General features: G+C 61.9%; 15 protein-coding genes and 2 tRNA genes. 14 read left to right on the forward strand and 3 right to left on the reverse strand.

Features of this window, described 5'->3' with window-relative positions:
* Window position 1 precedes the first annotated feature (1 nt).
* The 10 genes from LNV06_RS05865 (at window position 2) to LNV06_RS05910 (ending at window position 8,757) form a co-directional block, all read left to right on the forward strand.
* A complete protein-coding gene (locus tag LNV06_RS05865) occupies window positions 2–490 on the forward strand; it encodes a DUF934 domain-containing protein (RefSeq protein ID WP_263537271.1) in 489 nt (162 codons plus the stop codon).
* Window positions 487–1,299 (forward strand): phosphoadenylyl-sulfate reductase, encoded by an 813-nt coding sequence (locus LNV06_RS05870; RefSeq protein WP_263537272.1) that lies wholly within the window; start codon window positions 487–489, stop codon window positions 1,297–1,299. The genes LNV06_RS05865 and LNV06_RS05870 overlap by 4 nt, the downstream gene beginning before the upstream one ends.
* Complete coding sequence (gene cysD / locus LNV06_RS05875; protein ID WP_263537273.1) at window positions 1,296–2,255, forward strand: sulfate adenylyltransferase subunit CysD; 960 nt, start codon at window positions 1,296–1,298, stop codon at window positions 2,253–2,255. The genes LNV06_RS05870 and cysD overlap by 4 nt, the downstream gene beginning before the upstream one ends.
* Window positions 2,255–3,607, forward strand: a complete 1,353-nt coding sequence (locus LNV06_RS05880; protein WP_263537274.1) for a sulfate adenylyltransferase subunit 1 — start codon at window positions 2,255–2,257, stop codon at window positions 3,605–3,607. Before cysD ends, LNV06_RS05880 begins: the two co-directional genes overlap by 1 nt.
* Before the next feature lie 2 nt (window positions 3,608–3,609).
* Entirely contained in the window at window positions 3,610–4,398 is a 789-nt protein-coding gene (cobA, locus tag LNV06_RS05885; protein WP_263537275.1) for a uroporphyrinogen-III C-methyltransferase, read from the forward strand.
* Between the two features lie 77 nt (window positions 4,399–4,475).
* A complete protein-coding gene (gene fdxA / locus LNV06_RS05890; protein ID WP_263537276.1) occupies window positions 4,476–4,799 on the forward strand; it encodes a ferredoxin FdxA in 324 nt (107 codons plus the stop codon).
* Window positions 4,800–4,855: 56 nt separating this feature from the next.
* Window positions 4,856–5,980 (forward strand): NAD(P)/FAD-dependent oxidoreductase, encoded by a 1,125-nt coding sequence (locus tag LNV06_RS05895; protein WP_411970058.1) that lies wholly within the window; start codon window positions 4,856–4,858, stop codon window positions 5,978–5,980.
* A gap of 348 nt (window positions 5,981–6,328) precedes the next feature.
* A complete protein-coding gene (locus LNV06_RS05900) occupies window positions 6,329–8,473 on the forward strand; it encodes a TonB-dependent siderophore receptor (protein ID WP_263537278.1) in 2,145 nt (714 codons plus the stop codon).
* 36 nt (window positions 8,474–8,509) lie between these two features.
* A tRNA-Asn gene (locus LNV06_RS05905) sits at window positions 8,510–8,585 on the forward strand.
* Between the two features lie 96 nt (window positions 8,586–8,681).
* Window positions 8,682–8,757 (forward strand) — tRNA-Asn (locus LNV06_RS05910).
* Here the strand turns inward: LNV06_RS05910 and LNV06_RS22635 are convergent.
* From LNV06_RS22635 to LNV06_RS05925, 3 genes are all read right to left on the reverse strand, one after another.
* A complete protein-coding gene (locus tag LNV06_RS22635) occupies window positions 8,716–10,293 on the reverse strand; it encodes a recombinase family protein (RefSeq protein WP_411970076.1) in 1,578 nt (525 codons plus the stop codon). The genes LNV06_RS05910 and LNV06_RS22635 overlap by 42 nt on opposite strands.
* Window positions 10,290–11,078 (reverse strand): hypothetical protein, encoded by a 789-nt coding sequence (locus LNV06_RS05920; protein ID WP_263537280.1) that lies wholly within the window; start codon window positions 11,076–11,078, stop codon window positions 10,290–10,292. Before LNV06_RS05920 ends, LNV06_RS22635 begins: the two co-directional genes overlap by 4 nt.
* Window positions 11,079–11,556: 478 nt before the next feature.
* The gene (locus LNV06_RS05925) at window positions 11,557–12,570 is read right to left on the reverse strand and encodes a tyrosine-type recombinase/integrase (protein WP_263537281.1); all 1,014 of its coding nucleotides are present in this window, start codon (window positions 12,568–12,570) and stop codon (window positions 11,557–11,559) included.
* Window positions 12,571–13,384: 814 nt separating this feature from the next.
* Between LNV06_RS05925 and LNV06_RS05930 the strand changes: the two genes are divergently transcribed.
* The 4 genes from LNV06_RS05930 to LNV06_RS05945 all read left to right on the forward strand — a co-directional run bounded on the left by LNV06_RS05930 (window position 13,385) and on the right by LNV06_RS05945 (window position 15,258).
* Window positions 13,385–14,251, forward strand: a complete 867-nt coding sequence (locus LNV06_RS05930; protein ID WP_263537282.1) for a DUF932 domain-containing protein — start codon at window positions 13,385–13,387, stop codon at window positions 14,249–14,251.
* A gap of 148 nt (window positions 14,252–14,399) precedes the next feature.
* Window positions 14,400–14,645 (forward strand): hypothetical protein, encoded by a 246-nt coding sequence (locus LNV06_RS05935; RefSeq protein ID WP_263537283.1) that lies wholly within the window; start codon window positions 14,400–14,402, stop codon window positions 14,643–14,645.
* A gap of 96 nt (window positions 14,646–14,741) precedes the next feature.
* Window positions 14,742–15,005 carry a hypothetical protein gene (locus tag LNV06_RS05940; RefSeq protein WP_263537284.1) on the forward strand — a complete coding sequence of 88 codons (264 nt, stop codon included), beginning with the start codon at window positions 14,742–14,744 and terminating at the stop codon, window positions 15,003–15,005.
* Window positions 14,992–15,258, forward strand: coding sequence for a hypothetical protein (locus LNV06_RS05945; RefSeq protein ID WP_263537285.1), 267 nt, complete (start codon window positions 14,992–14,994; stop codon window positions 15,256–15,258). The genes LNV06_RS05940 and LNV06_RS05945 overlap by 14 nt, the downstream gene beginning before the upstream one ends.
* The last annotated feature ends 42 nt before the right edge of the window (window positions 15,259–15,300 follow it).

The following is a 15,300-nucleotide window of genomic DNA, read 5'->3' on the forward strand; positions in this document are numbered from 1 at the left end:
CATGAAGTTCATTGACACCCATCATCAGCAATGGCATCGCGTGGTCGGCGAAGACGGCCCGATGCCGCACCCTGATCCAGCTCCCAACCTGCTGCTGACGATTGAGCAGTGGCATGCCGTGCGCGACCACTGGCCGGCTGGCTTGGCCACCGGAGTGGAAGTACCGAACGACTTTGCCATCGAAGACCTGGCCGCCGACCTGCCGCGCCTGAGCTTGATCGCCCTGCACTTCCCCAAGTGGGTGGACGGCCGCGCCTACAGCCAGGCCCGCCTGCTGCGCTCCCGCTACCGCTTTGCCGGTGAAGTGCGCGCGACTGGCGAAGTCTTGGTCGATATGTTGCCGCTGCTGGCCCGCACCGGCTTTGACGCGGTGCAGCTCGGCGCTGACCAGTCACGCGCTTCCGCCGAGCGGGCGCTGGCCTTCTTCCCTGCCCACTACCAAGGTGATGTGGACGCGACCCAGCCGGTCTTTGCCCGAGGTGCGGCATGAGCGGAGAAGTCTCCAGCTTGCCTGAGGTGTCGGCCTTGCCCGGCGCTGCGGCTGCTGCTTCAGCTTCGGCCATCCAGCTCTACGCCCGCGAAACCGCCGGCTTTGCGGAGCGTGTGGCCAAGACGGTCGAAATCCTGCAAGAAGCCGTGTATGCCCATGGCGCCAGCCTGGTGCAGTCCAGCAGCCTGGGCGCTGAAGACATGGTCATCACCGATCTGATCGCTCGCCACCAGCTGCCGATTGCCATCGCCACGCTGGACACCGGCCGCCTGCACGCCGAAACCCTGGCCTTGCTGCCGCAGATCGAAACCCAATACGGGCGTAAGGTCGAAGTTTTCAGCCCGGTGCACGACGCCGTGATCAACTTCGTGCGGGTGCGCGGCGATCGTGCCATGTACGAAAGCCTGGCCCTGCGCAAAGAATGCTGCAGCATCCGCAAACTCGAACCGCTCGGCCGCATGTTGGATGGCCGCACTGGCTGGATCACCGGCCTGCGCCGAGAGCAGTCCAGCAACCGCGCCGATGTGCCCTTCACCGAGCTGGATAACCACGGCCGCAGCAAGATCAACGCGCTGGCCGAGTGGAGCTGGGCCGATGTCTGGCAATACATCTCCACCTACAAAGTGCCCTTCAACGCCTTGCATGACCAGTTCATGCCCAGCATCGGCTGCGCCCCCTGCACCCGCGCCATCGCCGTGGGTGAGGACTTCCGCGCCGGCCGCTGGTGGTGGGAGGACGAAAACGCCAAGGAATGCGGCCTGCACAAAGCCCATTCGAACGAAGAATTGAAGTCAGGAGCCACGGCATGAACGCCCCCGTCAATTTGCAAGCGCTGGCCGCCACGGTGGACCAACGCCACCTGGATCACCTGGAAGAAGAGGCCATCTTCATCCTGCGTGAAGTGGCCGCCGGCTTTGAGCGCCCGGGCCTGCTGTTCTCCAGCGGCAAGGACTCTTGCGTGGTGTTGCGCCTGGCCGAGAAGGCCTTCAAACAACGCGTGGCTGGCAATGAGTTCAAGGGCAAGCTGCCTTTCCCGCTGGTCCATGTGGACACCGGCCACAACTTCCCCGAAGTGATCGAATTCCGCGAAAAGCGCGTGGCCGAGATGGGCGAGCGCCTGATCGTCGCGCACATGGACGAGTCGATCAAGAAAGGCACCGTCCGCCTGGCCCATCCGCTGGAATCGCGCAACGGCCACCAGACCGTGACCCTGCTGGAAGCGATCGAGGAGCACCGCTTTGACGTGCTGATTGGCGGCGCTCGTCGCGACGAAGAGAAGGCGCGCGCCAAGGAGCGCATCTTCAGCCACCGCGACAGCTTCGGCCAATGGCAGCCCAAAGAACAGCGCCCCGAGCTCTGGAACTTGTTCAACACCCGCATCCGCCCGGGTGAGCATTTCCGCGCCTTCCCCATCAGCAACTGGACCGAGCTGGATGTGTGGCTCTACATTGCCCGCGAAAACATCCCGCTGCCCAGCCTGTACTACCAGCATGAGCGCCAGGTGATTCGCCGCAAGGGCTTGCTGGTGCCGCTGACCGAGGTGACGCCACCCGAAGCCGGTGAGACGGTGGAAACCGCCACCGTGCGCTTCCGCACCGTCGGCGATATGACTTGCACCTGCCCGGTGGAAAGCACGGCCGCATCGGCCGCCGACATCGTGGCTGAGACGCTCACCGTGACCGTGAGCGAACGCGGCGCCACCCGCATGGACGATAGAACTTCGGAAGCTTCGATGGAGCGCCGCAAGAAAGAGGGCTACTTCTGATGAGCACCGCCTTGAACTCCAATGACAGCACCGTCATCCACGACAGCGATGTCGACACCCATCACCGCGCACTGCGCTTCTTGACCGCCGGCAGCGTCGACGATGGCAAGAGCACCCTGATCGGCCGCCTGTTGTTCGACAGCCGCGCCATCTTGGCTGACCAACTCGACACGCTGGAAAAGCGTGCCGCCGGTCAGCCCATCGACCTGAGCCTGCTGACCGACGGCCTGGAGGCCGAGCGCGAACAAGGCATCACCATCGATGTGGCCTACCGCTACTTCGCCACCAAGACGCGCAAATTCATCATTGCCGACGCGCCCGGCCATGAGCAGTACACCCGCAATATGGTCACCGCCGCCGCCGGCAGCGATGCCGCCGTGGTGCTGGTGGACATCACCAAGCTGGACACCTCGGTGGACGAGGTGGTGCTGCTGCCGCAAACCCGTCGACACAGCTTGTTAGCGCATTTGCTGCGCGTGCCCAGCATCGTCTTCGCCGTCAACAAGCTGGACGCACTGGCACAACCCGGCCCGGCTTTTGCCGCGGTGAGCAAGGCGCTGCGCGCCTTCGCCGAGCAAGCGGGTATTGAGGTGAGCGCCATCGTGCCGGTGTCGGCACTGCGGGGCGACAACGTCACCCAGCCGCTCGATGGCGAATGGGCCACTTGGTACCAAGGGCCTTCGCTGCTGCAGGTTTTGGAAAGCCTGCCGGGCGTGCAAGAGAAGGTGGAAGGCCAGCTTTCGATTCCGGTGCAGTACGTGGCCCGTGACCCGGGTGAGCAAGGTGAAGGAACGGGTTACCAACCTCGCGCCCTGTGGGGCCGTATTGCCCATGGTCAGGTGAAGGCCGGCGACGAAGTGCAAATTCTGCCCAGCGGCCAGACCGCCATCGTGGCGGAAGTGCGCCGCGCAGGTGAAACGGTCGCGCATTGCGTGGCCGGCGAATCGGCAGGCGTGGTGCTGGACCGCCAGCTCGACGTCTCGCGCGGCGACTGGATCGTCACCCCCGGCTCGGCCACCTCGGCCCAATCCTTTGAAGCCACCTTGGCTTGGCTGGACACCGAACCGGCCGTGCCCGGCCGCAAATACTGGCTGCGCCACGGCAACCGCTGGGTGCAAGCGCGCATCAGCGCGATTGAGCACCGCCTGGACATCCACAGCCTGGCCGAGCAAGACGCCGAGGCCCTGCAGGTCAATGAGATCGGCCATGTGCGCATCGAAACGCAAAGCGCGCTGCCGGTGGAGCCCTATGCGGTCAACCGCATTGGTGGCGCCTTGATCGTGGTCGACCCGACCAGCAACCGCACCAGCGGCGCGCTCTTGGTGCGCGCCGCTGCGGAGCAAGCGAGCTGATCATGGGTCGCGTTGTCTTTGTCAGCGCCGGCCCAGGCGCCGCCGACTTGATCACCATCCGCGGCGCCCGCGCCTTGGCCGCCGCTGATGTGGTTTTGTTCGATGCCTTGACCGACCCGGCGCTGCGCGATTTGGCGCCGAATGCGGTGTGGATCGATGTGGGCAAGCGCGGCTTTTGCCACAGCACCAAGCAAACCGCCATCAATGCCGCCCTGGTCAAACAGGCTTTAGCGCATGAGCTGGTGGTGCGCCTGAAGGGCGGCGACGCCAGCGTCTTCGGCCGCTTGGAAGAAGAGTTGCTGGCCTTGGCTGAGGCCGGCATTGCCAGCGAGGTGGTGCCCGGCGTGACCGCCGCCATTGCCGCCGCCGCGCAAACCCAGCGCCCCCTGACCCGCCGTGGCATTGGCCGCAGCGTCAGCCTGACCACCGCGATGACCCAGGCCGGTGAGTTGCAAGCCGCACGCTCGGCCGACACCGAGGTCTTCTATATGGCCGGTCGTCAATTGGGAGCGCTGGCACGCAAGCTCGCCGAGGCCGGCTGGCCCGCTGAAACACCGATCAGCGTGGTCTCCAAGGCAGGCTGCATTGATGCCTTGTGCAGCGACCACCGATTGGACACCTTGGGCGCGGCCTCGCTGCTGCACAAGGGACGGCCGACGGTGGTGACGGTGGGCGCAGGCGCCCGCCCGGTGCAAAGCCAGCCTGCGCACAGCGATGCATTGCCAACAATTTCCAGCATCAATTCAGGTCTTGCTTCGCATCAAACACGTTTAGAGACCTTGAACGATTAAAATCCGCGTTTTGCCGATATTTTGCGCACCCGCGTAATTGCTGGCGATTCCGGCCCCAACAACAACAGAGTTGCACCATGACCCACGTCGTCCTCGAAAACTGCATCCGCTGCAAGTACACCGACTGCGTCGATGTCTGCCCCGTCGATTGCTTCCGCGAAGGCCAGAACTTCCTGACCATTGACCCCGATGAGTGCATCGACTGCGCCGTCTGCATCCCCGAGTGCCCGGTCAACGCCATCGTGCCGGAAGAAGATGTACCCGGAAACATGCAGCACATGATCAAGCTGAATGCTGACTTGGCCAAGAAGTGGCCCAGCATCACCAAGCGCAAGGCAGCCCTGCCCGACGCTGACGAGTGGAAAGACCGCACCGACAAGCTCGATCAGCTGATCCGCTGAAGTGCTGGATTATTGAAGTGACGCTTGGGCTCGCAAGTGCCTAGGCCCGAAAGAGAATGGAAGATCAATTGAACGCAGAGATTGCCACGCCGGCCGGCGCCCTACCCGTCCCCGGACCCGACGCGATTGAAACCGATGCCGTCATCGTCGGCGCCGGTCCGGTCGGCCTGTTCCAGGTGTTCGAGCTCGGCTTGCTCGAAGTCAAAGCCCACATCATTGATTCGCTCGCCTACCCTGGCGGCCAGTGCATTGAGCTGTATCCGGACAAGCCGATCTATGACATCCCGGCCGTGCCGATCTGCACCGGCAAAGAGTTGACCGACAACCTGCTCAAGCAGATCGAGCCGTTCGGCGCGACCTTCCATCTGGGCCAGGAAGTCACCACCGTCCTCAAGCAGGAAGATGGCCGCTTCTTCGTCGAGACTTCCAAGGGCACCCAGTTCCTGACCAAGACCATCTTCATCGCCGGCGGCGTGGGCTCCTTCCAGCCGCGTACGCTGAAGGTCGACGGCATTGACAAGTACGAAGGCTCGCAGCTGCACTACCGTGTGCGCAACCCTGAGAAGTTCGCCGGCAAGAACCTGGTGATCGTCGGCGGCGGTGACTCGGCGCTGGACTGGGCCTTGAACTTCTGCGCCGGCAATGCCGATGGCAGCGCCAACAAGGCCGAAAGCGTGATCCTCTTGCACCGTCGTGATGGCTTCAAGGCCGCACCGGCCAGCGTGGCCAAGATGCGCGAGCTTTGCGACGCCTACGAGATGCAGTTCATGGTCGGTCAGGTAACCGACATCGTCGAATCGGACGGCGTGCTGACCGACATCAAGGTGACCGGCGGTGACGGCGTCACCCGCGTGATGCCTTGCGAACAGTTGCTGGTGTTCTTCGGCCTGAGCCCGAAGCTGGGCCCAATCGCCGAATGGGGCCTGGCCCTCGAGCGCAAGCAGATCGTGGTGGACACCGAGAAGTTCCAGACCAGCGTGCCCGGCATCTTCGCCGTGGGCGATGTGAACACCTATCCGGGCAAGAAGAAGCTGATTCTGTCGGGCTTCCATGAATGCGCCTTGGCCGCCTTTGGCGCCATGCCTTACATCAACCCGGAAAAGCGCGTCCATCTGCAATACACCACCACCAGCCCCAAGCTGCACAAGGTGCTGGGCGTTGAGTCGCCAGTGTTTGACTGATTGCCAGTCGACGCATTAGTTGTCGCAGCCGTTGTCGCTCGGCAATGACCTTACAGCCCGCTGCTCGCGGGCTGTTTTCATTGGCCGAGCCGATACAATGCCAAGCGCGGCAGATCCCAGGATCTGCCGCATTCGCTAGGGGTGCTGGATGGGGGAAACCCGTTCGGCTGAGAAAGTCCCTTTGAACCTGATTGAGGCCGAGCGGCGCAATGCGAGTCATTGCCCGTCCGGTCCCGAGGTAATGCTCGCGCAGGGAAGCAAGCCTTCATTGGCCACGTCATTTTTGGATCTCTTTCTCCTGACGTTTCGGCCTTGCTGTTTGCAGCCCTGTCATCGCCTTGAACCACGATGACCACCTACGCTCCTAAGAAAATCTCTTTACTCGCCAGCGCCGCTGGCCTGCTCTGCAGCATCAGCGCCGCCGCGCAAACCTTGCCTACCGTTTCGGTCAGTGGCCGTTCGGCCGACACGCCGGTCTTGGTCGGCGGCTTCGGCGAAACGCCGATCGCCAAGCTGCCCATGCAAGCCAATATCCTGAACAGCGAACGGCTGCAGGACCTGGGCCTGCACTCGCTCGCCGGCATCACCAGCTTGGACGCCAGCCTGAGCGATGCCTACAACTCGACGGGCTATGTGTCTTATCTGAAGATCCGCGGCTTCGATCTGGACAACCGCTTCAACTACCGCCGCGATGGCCTGCCCATCAACGCCGAGACCGCCATCAGCCTGGGTAACAAGAGCAGCATCGAAGTGCTGAAAGGCACCAGCGGCATTCAAGCCGGCACCAGCTCGCCGGGCGGCTTGGTCAACACCGTGGTGAAGCGCCCCACGGTTAATTTGACGTCCGTCAGCCTTGGCATCAGCGAGCGTGGCACGACCGAAGCCGCTCTGGATTGGAGCCAACGTTTCGGCGCAGGCGAAGCCTTTGGCTTGCGCGTCAACGCCGGCGCCAGCCAACTCAAGCCCGAACTGCGTGACGCTGAGGGCAAGCGTTTTATGCTGGCCGTGGCCGGCGATTGGCGCCTCAGCCCGGACACCTTGATCGAGGCCGAGTTTGAATGGAACAAGCAAAGCCAGCCTAGCCAAGCGGGCTTCAGCCTCTTGGGCAACAAGCTGCCCGACGCCAATGCGATTGATCCGCGCATCAACCTGAACAACCAGCCCTGGTCGCAGCCGGTGGTGTTTGACAACACCCACGCTTCGATCCGACTGCAGCAAAAGCTCAGTGCCGACTGGCGCGCGCAAGCGCACCTGGGCATTCAGCGCCTGAAGACCGATGACCGGCTGGCTTATGCCTATGGCTGTACAGCAGCGGACGGCACTTACTACGCCGACCGCTACTGCCCGGACGGCAGCTTTGATATGTACGACTTCCGCAGCGAGAACGAGCGACGCAACAGCGACGCCTTGGACCTTTCGCTGGCCGGCAAGTTTGCAACGGGCAGCCTGCAGCATCAGATCAGCACCGGCGTCTTGTTCTCCCGCTTCAATAGCCGTTTTCAAAAGCAGGCTTACAACTGGGCCGGCACGGGCACGATTGATGGCAAGTCGATCACCACTGCCGACCCCAGCTTGACCGATGAGAACACCAATCGCGACGAAAGCAGCACCGAGCTGTATCTGCGCGATGCCATCCAACTCAGCAGCGATTGGCAAGCGTGGGTGGGCCTGCGTGCCACCCATCTGAAGCGCGAAAGCGTACGCACCGACGGCTCCCGCCCTACCAGCTACAGCCAAAACCTCACAACGCCTTGGTTGGGCCTGAGCTATGCCCTGAGCCCGCAACTGATGGCCTATGCCAGCTGGGGCGAGGGCATGGAATCTGAGGTGACGCCCAACCGCAAGCGCTATGGCGATCAAGCCGGCCGCGCATTGAACGCGCTGAAGAGCCAGCAATACGAGATCGGCCTGAAGGCCGGCTCGAACACCGTCGATTGGTCGGTCAATTGGTTTGATGTGAATCGCCCCAAGTGGCGCGATTTCGGCGAATGCTCAGACAGCAGGCCCGGCAGCTGCGTGAGGCGGGCCGACGGGCAGGCGCATCATCAAGGCCTGGAGGCCCAGGCTGATTTGAAATGGGGCAGCGGCGGCGTGATCGCCAGCGCCATGAAGCTGAAGGCCCGTCGCAGCGGCAGCGCCGAAGCCAGCGTCAACGGACTCAAGCCCGAGAATGTGCCCGAAACCACTTTGCGCTTGCAAGGCCGCCAAAACATCGCGGCCCTGCCTGGCCTGCAATTGCAAGCCGGCCTGAGCTATGAGGGCCCTCGCGCCGTTTTGCCGGACAACAGCATCAGCATTCCTGGCTGGACGCGGCTGGATGCTGGCGCTCGCTTTGACCAAAGCCTGGGCCGTCAATGGCTGATCTGGCGGGTCGGCGTGGACAATCTGACGAACCGGCGCGCCTGGAAGGAATCACCCTTCCAGTTCGACCACGTCTACCTCTATCCGATGGCGCCAAGAACTTTCAGAGCAAGTTTGGAAATTAGCTTGTAAGCCTCGCAAAATCCGGTCTATAATGCGAGGCTCTGTTCCTCGATAGCTCAGTCGGTAGAGCGCCGGACTGTTAATCCGTAGGTCCCTGGTTCGAGCCCAGGTCGAGGAGCCACAGAAAAAGAGAAAGCCGCTTGATCGCAAGGTCAAGCGGCTTTTCCCTTTTTATGTAGGCCTACTCTTTTGAGAAGAGCCCTACACACCGAATAATTCCTCGATAGCTCAGTCGGTAGAGCGCCGGACTGTTAATCCGTAGGTCCCTGGTTCGAGCCCAGGTCGAGGAGCCAACTATGCTCACTGCGAACCGAATTCCCGTCCATCTGGATGAGGCATTCGGGCTTGTAGTGAACTATCACCTCAGTCCCCTGCACCACGATCATTTCAGCGATCGAGGCCACAAAAGCCCGCAGGATCTTGGGGTCATCACATTGAGTCACGGTCGCGCGGAAGATTTCCGCCGCGTCTTCTGCACTGACTTCAATCGTGCCAACCATAGGTTCTTCTTCGTTCTCAATTGAGACCAGCGCCGCCTCGATCTTGGCGATTTGCTCATTGAGCTGTTTGATGCGTGGCCCCAGCTCATTGACGCCAGGCGCGTCAGCCCCGCCGGTTTCGATCACGTCATAGAGCTTTGAGCGACGGTTCTCGGCTGTGCGCAGCTCGAGGACAAGCGCCGTGCGTCGGGCGGCCCGATCCTTGACCCAGCGGCCGGCAGCATCGTCCAGCTGGTCGAGCACGGCCTGGATGGTCTGGCGGCTCAGCAGCTTGTCCAGCAACTGGTCCAGCAGCCAGGGGTCGAATTTGTCAGCCCTGACATTCTTGAACTCGCAGCGCTTGCCCTGGAGATGGCCCCGGCAGGCGTAGTAGCTGTACAGCTTGGCGCCGCGGCCGGTACCGGTTTGCACTTGCAGCGATGAATTGCAGATGCCGCAGCGCAGCAGGCCTGTGAAAACGTGCATGCTGGCCGGCGAGCCGGTCTCGGGTGTTGGCGCGCGTCCACTCAGGCCGGCTTGCACCAGGTTGAAGATTTCCGCGCTCACCAGGCCCTCATGGGCCTGCACGCGGATCCACTCTTCCTCGGGCCGGGGGGAGCGGGTCTTCTTGTGCATGCGGTTGTAAATGACGGTCCCCATATAGGCCTCGCTCTTGAGCATGTAAAGGATGGTGCCCTTGGACCAGGGCCGGCCTCGCATCTTGAGGCCTTGTGCGTTGAGATCCAGTGCGATCAGCTTGGCACCAATGCCGCGCTGCGCGCTGTCGAAGATGCTGCGAACGATCGATGCATCTGGCTCGATCGGGATGAGTTTTCGGCGCTTGCCGTCTATGGCCGCCACGGCCTGATAGCCAAAAGGTACGTGTCCACCCATCCAATACCCCTCTCGCGCTGCTTTCATCATGCTGCGCTTGGTGTCGGCGCTGACCTGGCGGCTATAAGACTCATCGACCACCTGCTGAAAGCTGTCAAGCATCCAGCCCTCATGCGACTCGAGGTCAATGTTGCCTTGGGCATAGATCAGCTTGGTGCGGTAGCTGACCAGCTCGCGCTTGTAGCTGATGGCGTCATGCTGATCTCGCGCGAAACGGCTGGAGCTCCAGCAGATGAGGTAATCCACATCACCAAGCGCGCACCGATTGATGGCTGTCCGGAAGCCCGGCCGCGCATCTGTGGTGCCCGATATCCCCTCATCCCGAAAGACATGCAGCACGGCAGCGCCAAGGCCCTCCGCTTTTGTCCTGCAGGCCTGGATTTGGCTGTCGATGGATAGGCCCTCATCGGCCTGCCGGTCAGTGCTGACTCGGGCGTAAATGACGGCGCGCTTCATGCGGGCACTTTACCGGCCGCGGCCAGGCGCTTCAGATGACGATAGCTCAAGGTTTCACCCAGTTCAGTTTTGATCATGGCGTAGATCTCGCGCGGCTTCAGGCCTGCGGCCACCAGTGTCTCGATGTAGCGGTTTCGTTGATATCGATCGAATGAGCGAACAGACCGCAGGCGCAGCTCGATCTGGTGGTTTCGATCGCGCAGCGATGGGTCGGAGGACCAGGCGCGCCAAAGCGCCACAAAGTCGTCATAGCCAACCAAGCGAGCCACGGACAGCCAAGAGGCGCTCAAGCCTATGTCGACCAGTTCGGCATGCCTCGGGTCAGCTTGGCCGCGTTGAGGGGCGCCAGGGCCTGTTTTGCAGGCCTGCGCGACGATGGCTCGCTCCAGATGCCCTGGGAATAGGTCAGGCTTGTCTGGAGAGTGGGCTGTGCGGCGCAGCCGATCTTGTAAATAAGGGCTCAAGCCTGTGTCGCCATAGGCCGCAAAGCGCTTGTCTGACCAGCCTGAGCTCGCCACCTTTTTCACGGCCGTATAGCTCGTTTCATGGTCGCCCAGGTGTGAGCGCACCAGGCCATGGATCTCGATCGGCGTCAGCCCCATGCCGGCCAGCCGCCGGATGTACAGATCCCGCTGCATGCGCTCGTACCAAAAGAAGTCGCGCAGGCGCAGAAGGATCTGGCCATCCTCGGTCAGCACGCTCTTGTCGGCGGATAGGTGCCGCCACAAGGCCATGAACCGGTCAAAGCCGAGCAGCTGGGCGGCCGCCAGCCAAATTTCCGACAAGCCGATCTCGGTCAACTCGACCAGGCGCGGCTCAAGCGCACCGGGCGCGATTTTCGAAAATTCTGGAGGGGTGCATTCATCCTGGTACCCACCTCCCCCACCAGGGGGGACGGGGCGGGCCTGCCGAGCCCCCACCCGGGGTGCGGGGGTGGCGGCAGGGCCACCAGGCAGCTCAGGCCAGAGCTCAAGATTTGCTCCAGCAGGTAAAGCACTGCGTGTTTGATGTGTCATTGCATCCCCCTTGTCATAGAGCAGCACCACCCCATGGACTGCGCCTTTTGATAGACCACGCAGTGCGCAAGCGCGGGGAGTATGTGTAAACCTCCCCGAGTTAGCCCGCTCTTGTTACAGTTTTGGGCGACACGCGAGAACGTCTCACGCCATCGATAAACACTGTGTATTGCTCGCAGGCGCAGGGTCACGGAATAGGCGTTGTGTAATCCAGTCGGGGCGATGGACGGCCGCATGTCTTGAGCTCCTACAGCCTTTTCAGCACTTCGGAAACTGGCGACTTGATCTTGCCCAGCGGGCCTGACTGGTCGAGCGCCTTGGTCTTGCGCCTGATCACCATCGAGTCATAGATGCCTGTCGACTTGGGGTCAGCGTGCCCGAGCAGCTCTTGCCGCATGATCACGTCCACGCCGTCCTCGCTCAGCTCCACACCGAACAAGTGCCGGATGGCGTGCGGGTGCCGCTCATGCGCAGGGATGCCGGCCGCCTCCCCGTAGGCCTGCATCATTCGCCACACCGCCTGGCGCGAGATCCGCACCGCTTCGCCTCGGTACTCGTCAGCCGGTACACGGGTGTTGCGCAGATTGACGAAAAGCACCTTATCCGGCCTGCCGGCCGCCTCTATATCTCGATCAAATCCGCGCAGGCCCTCATGATCCAAATAGATCCGCAGCAGCATCTCGGCCTCTTTGGGCACCGGCAATTGCCGCTCTTTCTCGCCCTTCTCGATCACGCGCACGACCAAACGCACCGCGCCCGATATCTCAGCGTTTCGCAAGTCGCTCTCGTTCAGACTGACCAGGCCCGACACCCGAAGCCCGCAGCCGATCAAAAGAGCCAAGATTGACGCATCACGGATCCCGGCCAGCGTATTCAGATCTGGCGCCCACATCAGCCGCTCCGCGTTAGCCAAGCTGAGCTGTTCCGGTAGCGGCTTGGCCGTCTTCGGGTGCCGCAGCTCTGCCGCTGGGTTATCGGTGCGCTGGCCCCGCAGCTGGGCCCAGTCATAGAAGCCCTTCACGGCGCTGATATACGGCTTACGCGATCGCGCCACCACGCCGCGCTTATGCAGCCAAATGCCGCAAAAGGCCTCCAGCGCTTCCGGCGTGATCTCGAGCAAGGGTTCCCCCTGCTGGAATTCCTGCAGCTTGGCCAGGCTCATCCGATAGGCCTCGACCGTCCTAGGCCTGCGCCCGAGTGAGCCTTGCAGATACGTGCAGAACCCGTCGACCGCTTCCAGGTCACTCATTTTCTCGGCCATTTAATCAATCTCCCGGGAGGGGTGGCGTATTTCACGCGTGGATGCGTGGACACCCCATTTTATAACCATGCAAACCCAGTATTCATGCGGGTTTGCGGGCTTTTCCCAAACCACGGGTTACCCGTGGATGACCGCCCCAACCCGTGGTTACAAAACTTACAGCATTCCCCAACCCGTGGATTTACTTTTGCTTTTATTTTCCCTCTCTTTCTCTCTTTCTCTAATTAAATCAAAGAGATAGAGATATAGAAGGATCAAAAAATCAAAAACCAATCAAAACCAAGACCCGAGTAAAAAACAGGTCAACCCGTGGAAAAAACATAACAACCCGTGGACGCAAAAGTAATACCAATTCGGCCCGCTCATAGAGGAAACATAGGCAAAAGCTATAACCATCCACGGGTCCACGGATATTTGCAGCCGCCACCGCTCCCATTTTGTAAAACTGAACACAGCGCCCGGCTTTGCCCTTGTTTTCCTCCCCGCAGGGGCTGACCCGCGTTCTAAATCGCATTGGGGGGTGCGGGGGAAAGGGGCCGAAGGGTGCGGCCGGCCTGGTCGCTCAAGTTGTAGGCCTGCGGTCAAGAGGGGAGGCAAGGCCTCCAGGCGGCCGCCGGCGGGCCTGGAGCAAGAGGGGCGAGGCTCAGGCAGCAGCTGGCCAGCGCGCGAGATCCGGGGCGATCTACAGAAAAGCGCACTCCGGTAAAAATAACACTTGCTTTTTCGTTTCGCGTAACGATAATACAGGCCATGGGCAGCAAGAACGCAGCCCACCGACGCCGGCCGGATGCCGGTTCTCTACGGAGATTTCCTCATGTTTGTTTCTACACTCGCCCACGACTTCACCATTGGCGCCCAACTTCGCCGCGCACAACAGCCTCTGACTGAGGACATGCTGCGCAAAATCGCGCCGTCTGTGTTTGCTGAGTCGGCCCATGACAGCCGCAGCGAGCGCTACGCCTACGTGGCCACAATGGAAATTCTGCGCGGCCTGTCCCGCGAGGGCTTTGAGGTCTACAGCGCCAAGCAAGCCACGGCCCGCAATGCCGACAAGGCCGGCCATACAAAACACATGCTCCGCCTGCGCCATCGTTCCATGCAGGCCCTGGCCGTGGGTGATTCGGCCCCCGAAATCGTGCTGATTAACTCGCACGACGGCAGCAGCTCCTATCAGATGATGGGCGGCATGTACCGCTTGGCCTGCAATAACGGCCTGATGGTGCCCGATGGCGTCTGCCAAACCGTGCGCGTCCAGCACTCTGGCAAGATTCTGGACCGAGTCACGGAGGGCGCATATGAGGTGCTCGACGGTCTCACTCGAGTCATCGGCAGCCGCGATGAAATGCGGGCGCTGACACTCAACGAAGGCGAACAGCGCGCATTCGCTCAGGCTGCGGCGCTCTTGCGATTTGAACCCGCCGAAGGCACCGAAGCGCTGCCCGTCACACCTGAGCAAGTCAACCGAGCACGCCGCACCGAAGACCGCGCCGGCGACCTTTGGACCACGTTCAACCGCGTGCAAGAAAACGTGATCCGGGGCGGGCTGCGTGGGGCGACGGTCGACGCGAACGGCCGCCGTCAAGTGCGGCGCACGCGTGAAGTCAACGGCATTGACCAGGACGTGAAATTGAATCGCGCTTTGTGGACCCTGGCCGAAGAAATGCGCCGCTTGAAGGCCTAAGCCCACCGCCTGGCCAAGCCCTCCCGGCCTGGTCAGGCATCAGAAAGGCGCAGTGATATAAACCCACAGTCGCCCACCGCGACCCGCCGCCGGCCGGTAGCCGGCTCTCCACTGCCGAACAGGCAGCACAAACCAACTGGAGATCACCATGGCAAATTTTTACGCTTACAAGAAAGAAACGGATTCATCTGGCGCCGCGGTTTACAAGGAACTGCAACTCCACCAGTTCCCCACCAAGACTGGGCGCGATGAATGGTGCGACAAGAACTCAGCGAAGGCCGTAAAGGCGTCAGAAATTCCCGCGCGTCACTTGAGCCTCTTCCGTCAGTTTGGCCGGTCCCGCCGTGCTGATGGTGGGTTCTGGGGAGTCGTGGATAGTGGCTCAAACTCATGAATCCCACTGCGGCTGCTAGTTGAGCCCCCCCAAAAAACCATCACCCCACAAGCCCGCCCCGTGCGGGCTTTTGACCTGTTAACTCATGAGGTCGTGATGACAAGCAAACACTACGGATGGCAGAAGCGCTGGCGCGTGGATCTGGCCGCGCGCCAGGCCGTGCACGAAAGCGGCCTGATCGTGGAATACACCCAAGACCCCGCCGACCCGGCTGCATGGGATGGTGAGCTGCTGCCAGATCCTGCGGTGCATGCAGCGCTGATCGCAAAGCACGGCCCGCACAATATCGGCCCAATGATGGCCCGCCTCATGCGTGAGGCCGGGCAGATATACAAAGAGGCCCTCAATGACAGACACTAAGCCCATGGCGAAGAGCGCGGCAGTATCCCCAGCCCCTGCAACCCGCGGCCGCCCGGTCACCGGCAAAGCCCTCAGCGGCGCCGATCGCTCCCGACTCCGGCGCGCCAAGCTGGCCGAAGAGGGCAAGCGGCAAATCAGCGGTGTGACCCTCAGCCCCGCAGCCGCTAACGCACTGACCCAGCTGAAGGCCCAAGGCCTGACGATTGACCAGGCCGTGAGCCGAGCCCTCGAGGCCCTCGCCCGGTCGATCTGAGCCCCTGCCGGGAGGCAAAAAGGGCCGATCTGACCCCTAGCA

Origin of the sequence: Paucibacter sp. Y2R2-4 (genome assembly GCF_025717535.1) — a bacterium.
GTDB lineage: Bacteria > Pseudomonadota > Gammaproteobacteria > Burkholderiales > Burkholderiaceae_C > Paucibacter_A.

Excerpts from the sequence above, each read along its gene's own strand:
- LNV06_RS05940 (WP_263537284.1), top strand. The coding sequence starts at position 14,742 with ATGACAAGCAAACACTACGGATGGCAGAAGCGCTGGCGCGTGGATCTG.
- LNV06_RS05935 (WP_263537283.1), top strand. The coding sequence starts at position 14,400 with ATGGCAAATTTTTACGCTTACAAGAAAGAAACGGATTCATCTGGCGCC.
- LNV06_RS05895 (WP_411970058.1), top strand. The coding sequence starts at position 4,856 with ATGGAAGATCAATTGAACGCAGAGATTGCCACGCCGGCCGGCGCCCTA.
- LNV06_RS05865 (WP_263537271.1), top strand. The coding sequence starts at position 2 with ATGAAGTTCATTGACACCCATCATCAGCAATGGCATCGCGTGGTCGGC.
- LNV06_RS05870 (WP_263537272.1), top strand. The coding sequence starts at position 487 with ATGAGCGGAGAAGTCTCCAGCTTGCCTGAGGTGTCGGCCTTGCCCGGC.
- LNV06_RS22635 (WP_411970076.1), bottom strand. The coding sequence starts at position 10,293 with ATGAAGCGCGCCGTCATTTACGCCCGAGTCAGCACTGACCGGCAGGCC.
- cysD (WP_263537273.1), top strand. The coding sequence starts at position 1,296 with ATGAACGCCCCCGTCAATTTGCAAGCGCTGGCCGCCACGGTGGACCAA.
- LNV06_RS05930 (WP_263537282.1), top strand. The coding sequence starts at position 13,385 with ATGTTTGTTTCTACACTCGCCCACGACTTCACCATTGGCGCCCAACTT.
- LNV06_RS05925 (WP_263537281.1), bottom strand. The coding sequence starts at position 12,570 with ATGGCCGAGAAAATGAGTGACCTGGAAGCGGTCGACGGGTTCTGCACG.
- LNV06_RS05900 (WP_263537278.1), top strand. The coding sequence starts at position 6,329 with ATGACCACCTACGCTCCTAAGAAAATCTCTTTACTCGCCAGCGCCGCT.
- fdxA (WP_263537276.1), top strand. The coding sequence starts at position 4,476 with ATGACCCACGTCGTCCTCGAAAACTGCATCCGCTGCAAGTACACCGAC.
- LNV06_RS05945 (WP_263537285.1), top strand. The coding sequence starts at position 14,992 with ATGACAGACACTAAGCCCATGGCGAAGAGCGCGGCAGTATCCCCAGCC.
- LNV06_RS05880 (WP_263537274.1), top strand. The coding sequence starts at position 2,255 with ATGAGCACCGCCTTGAACTCCAATGACAGCACCGTCATCCACGACAGC.
- cobA (WP_263537275.1), top strand. The coding sequence starts at position 3,610 with ATGGGTCGCGTTGTCTTTGTCAGCGCCGGCCCAGGCGCCGCCGACTTG.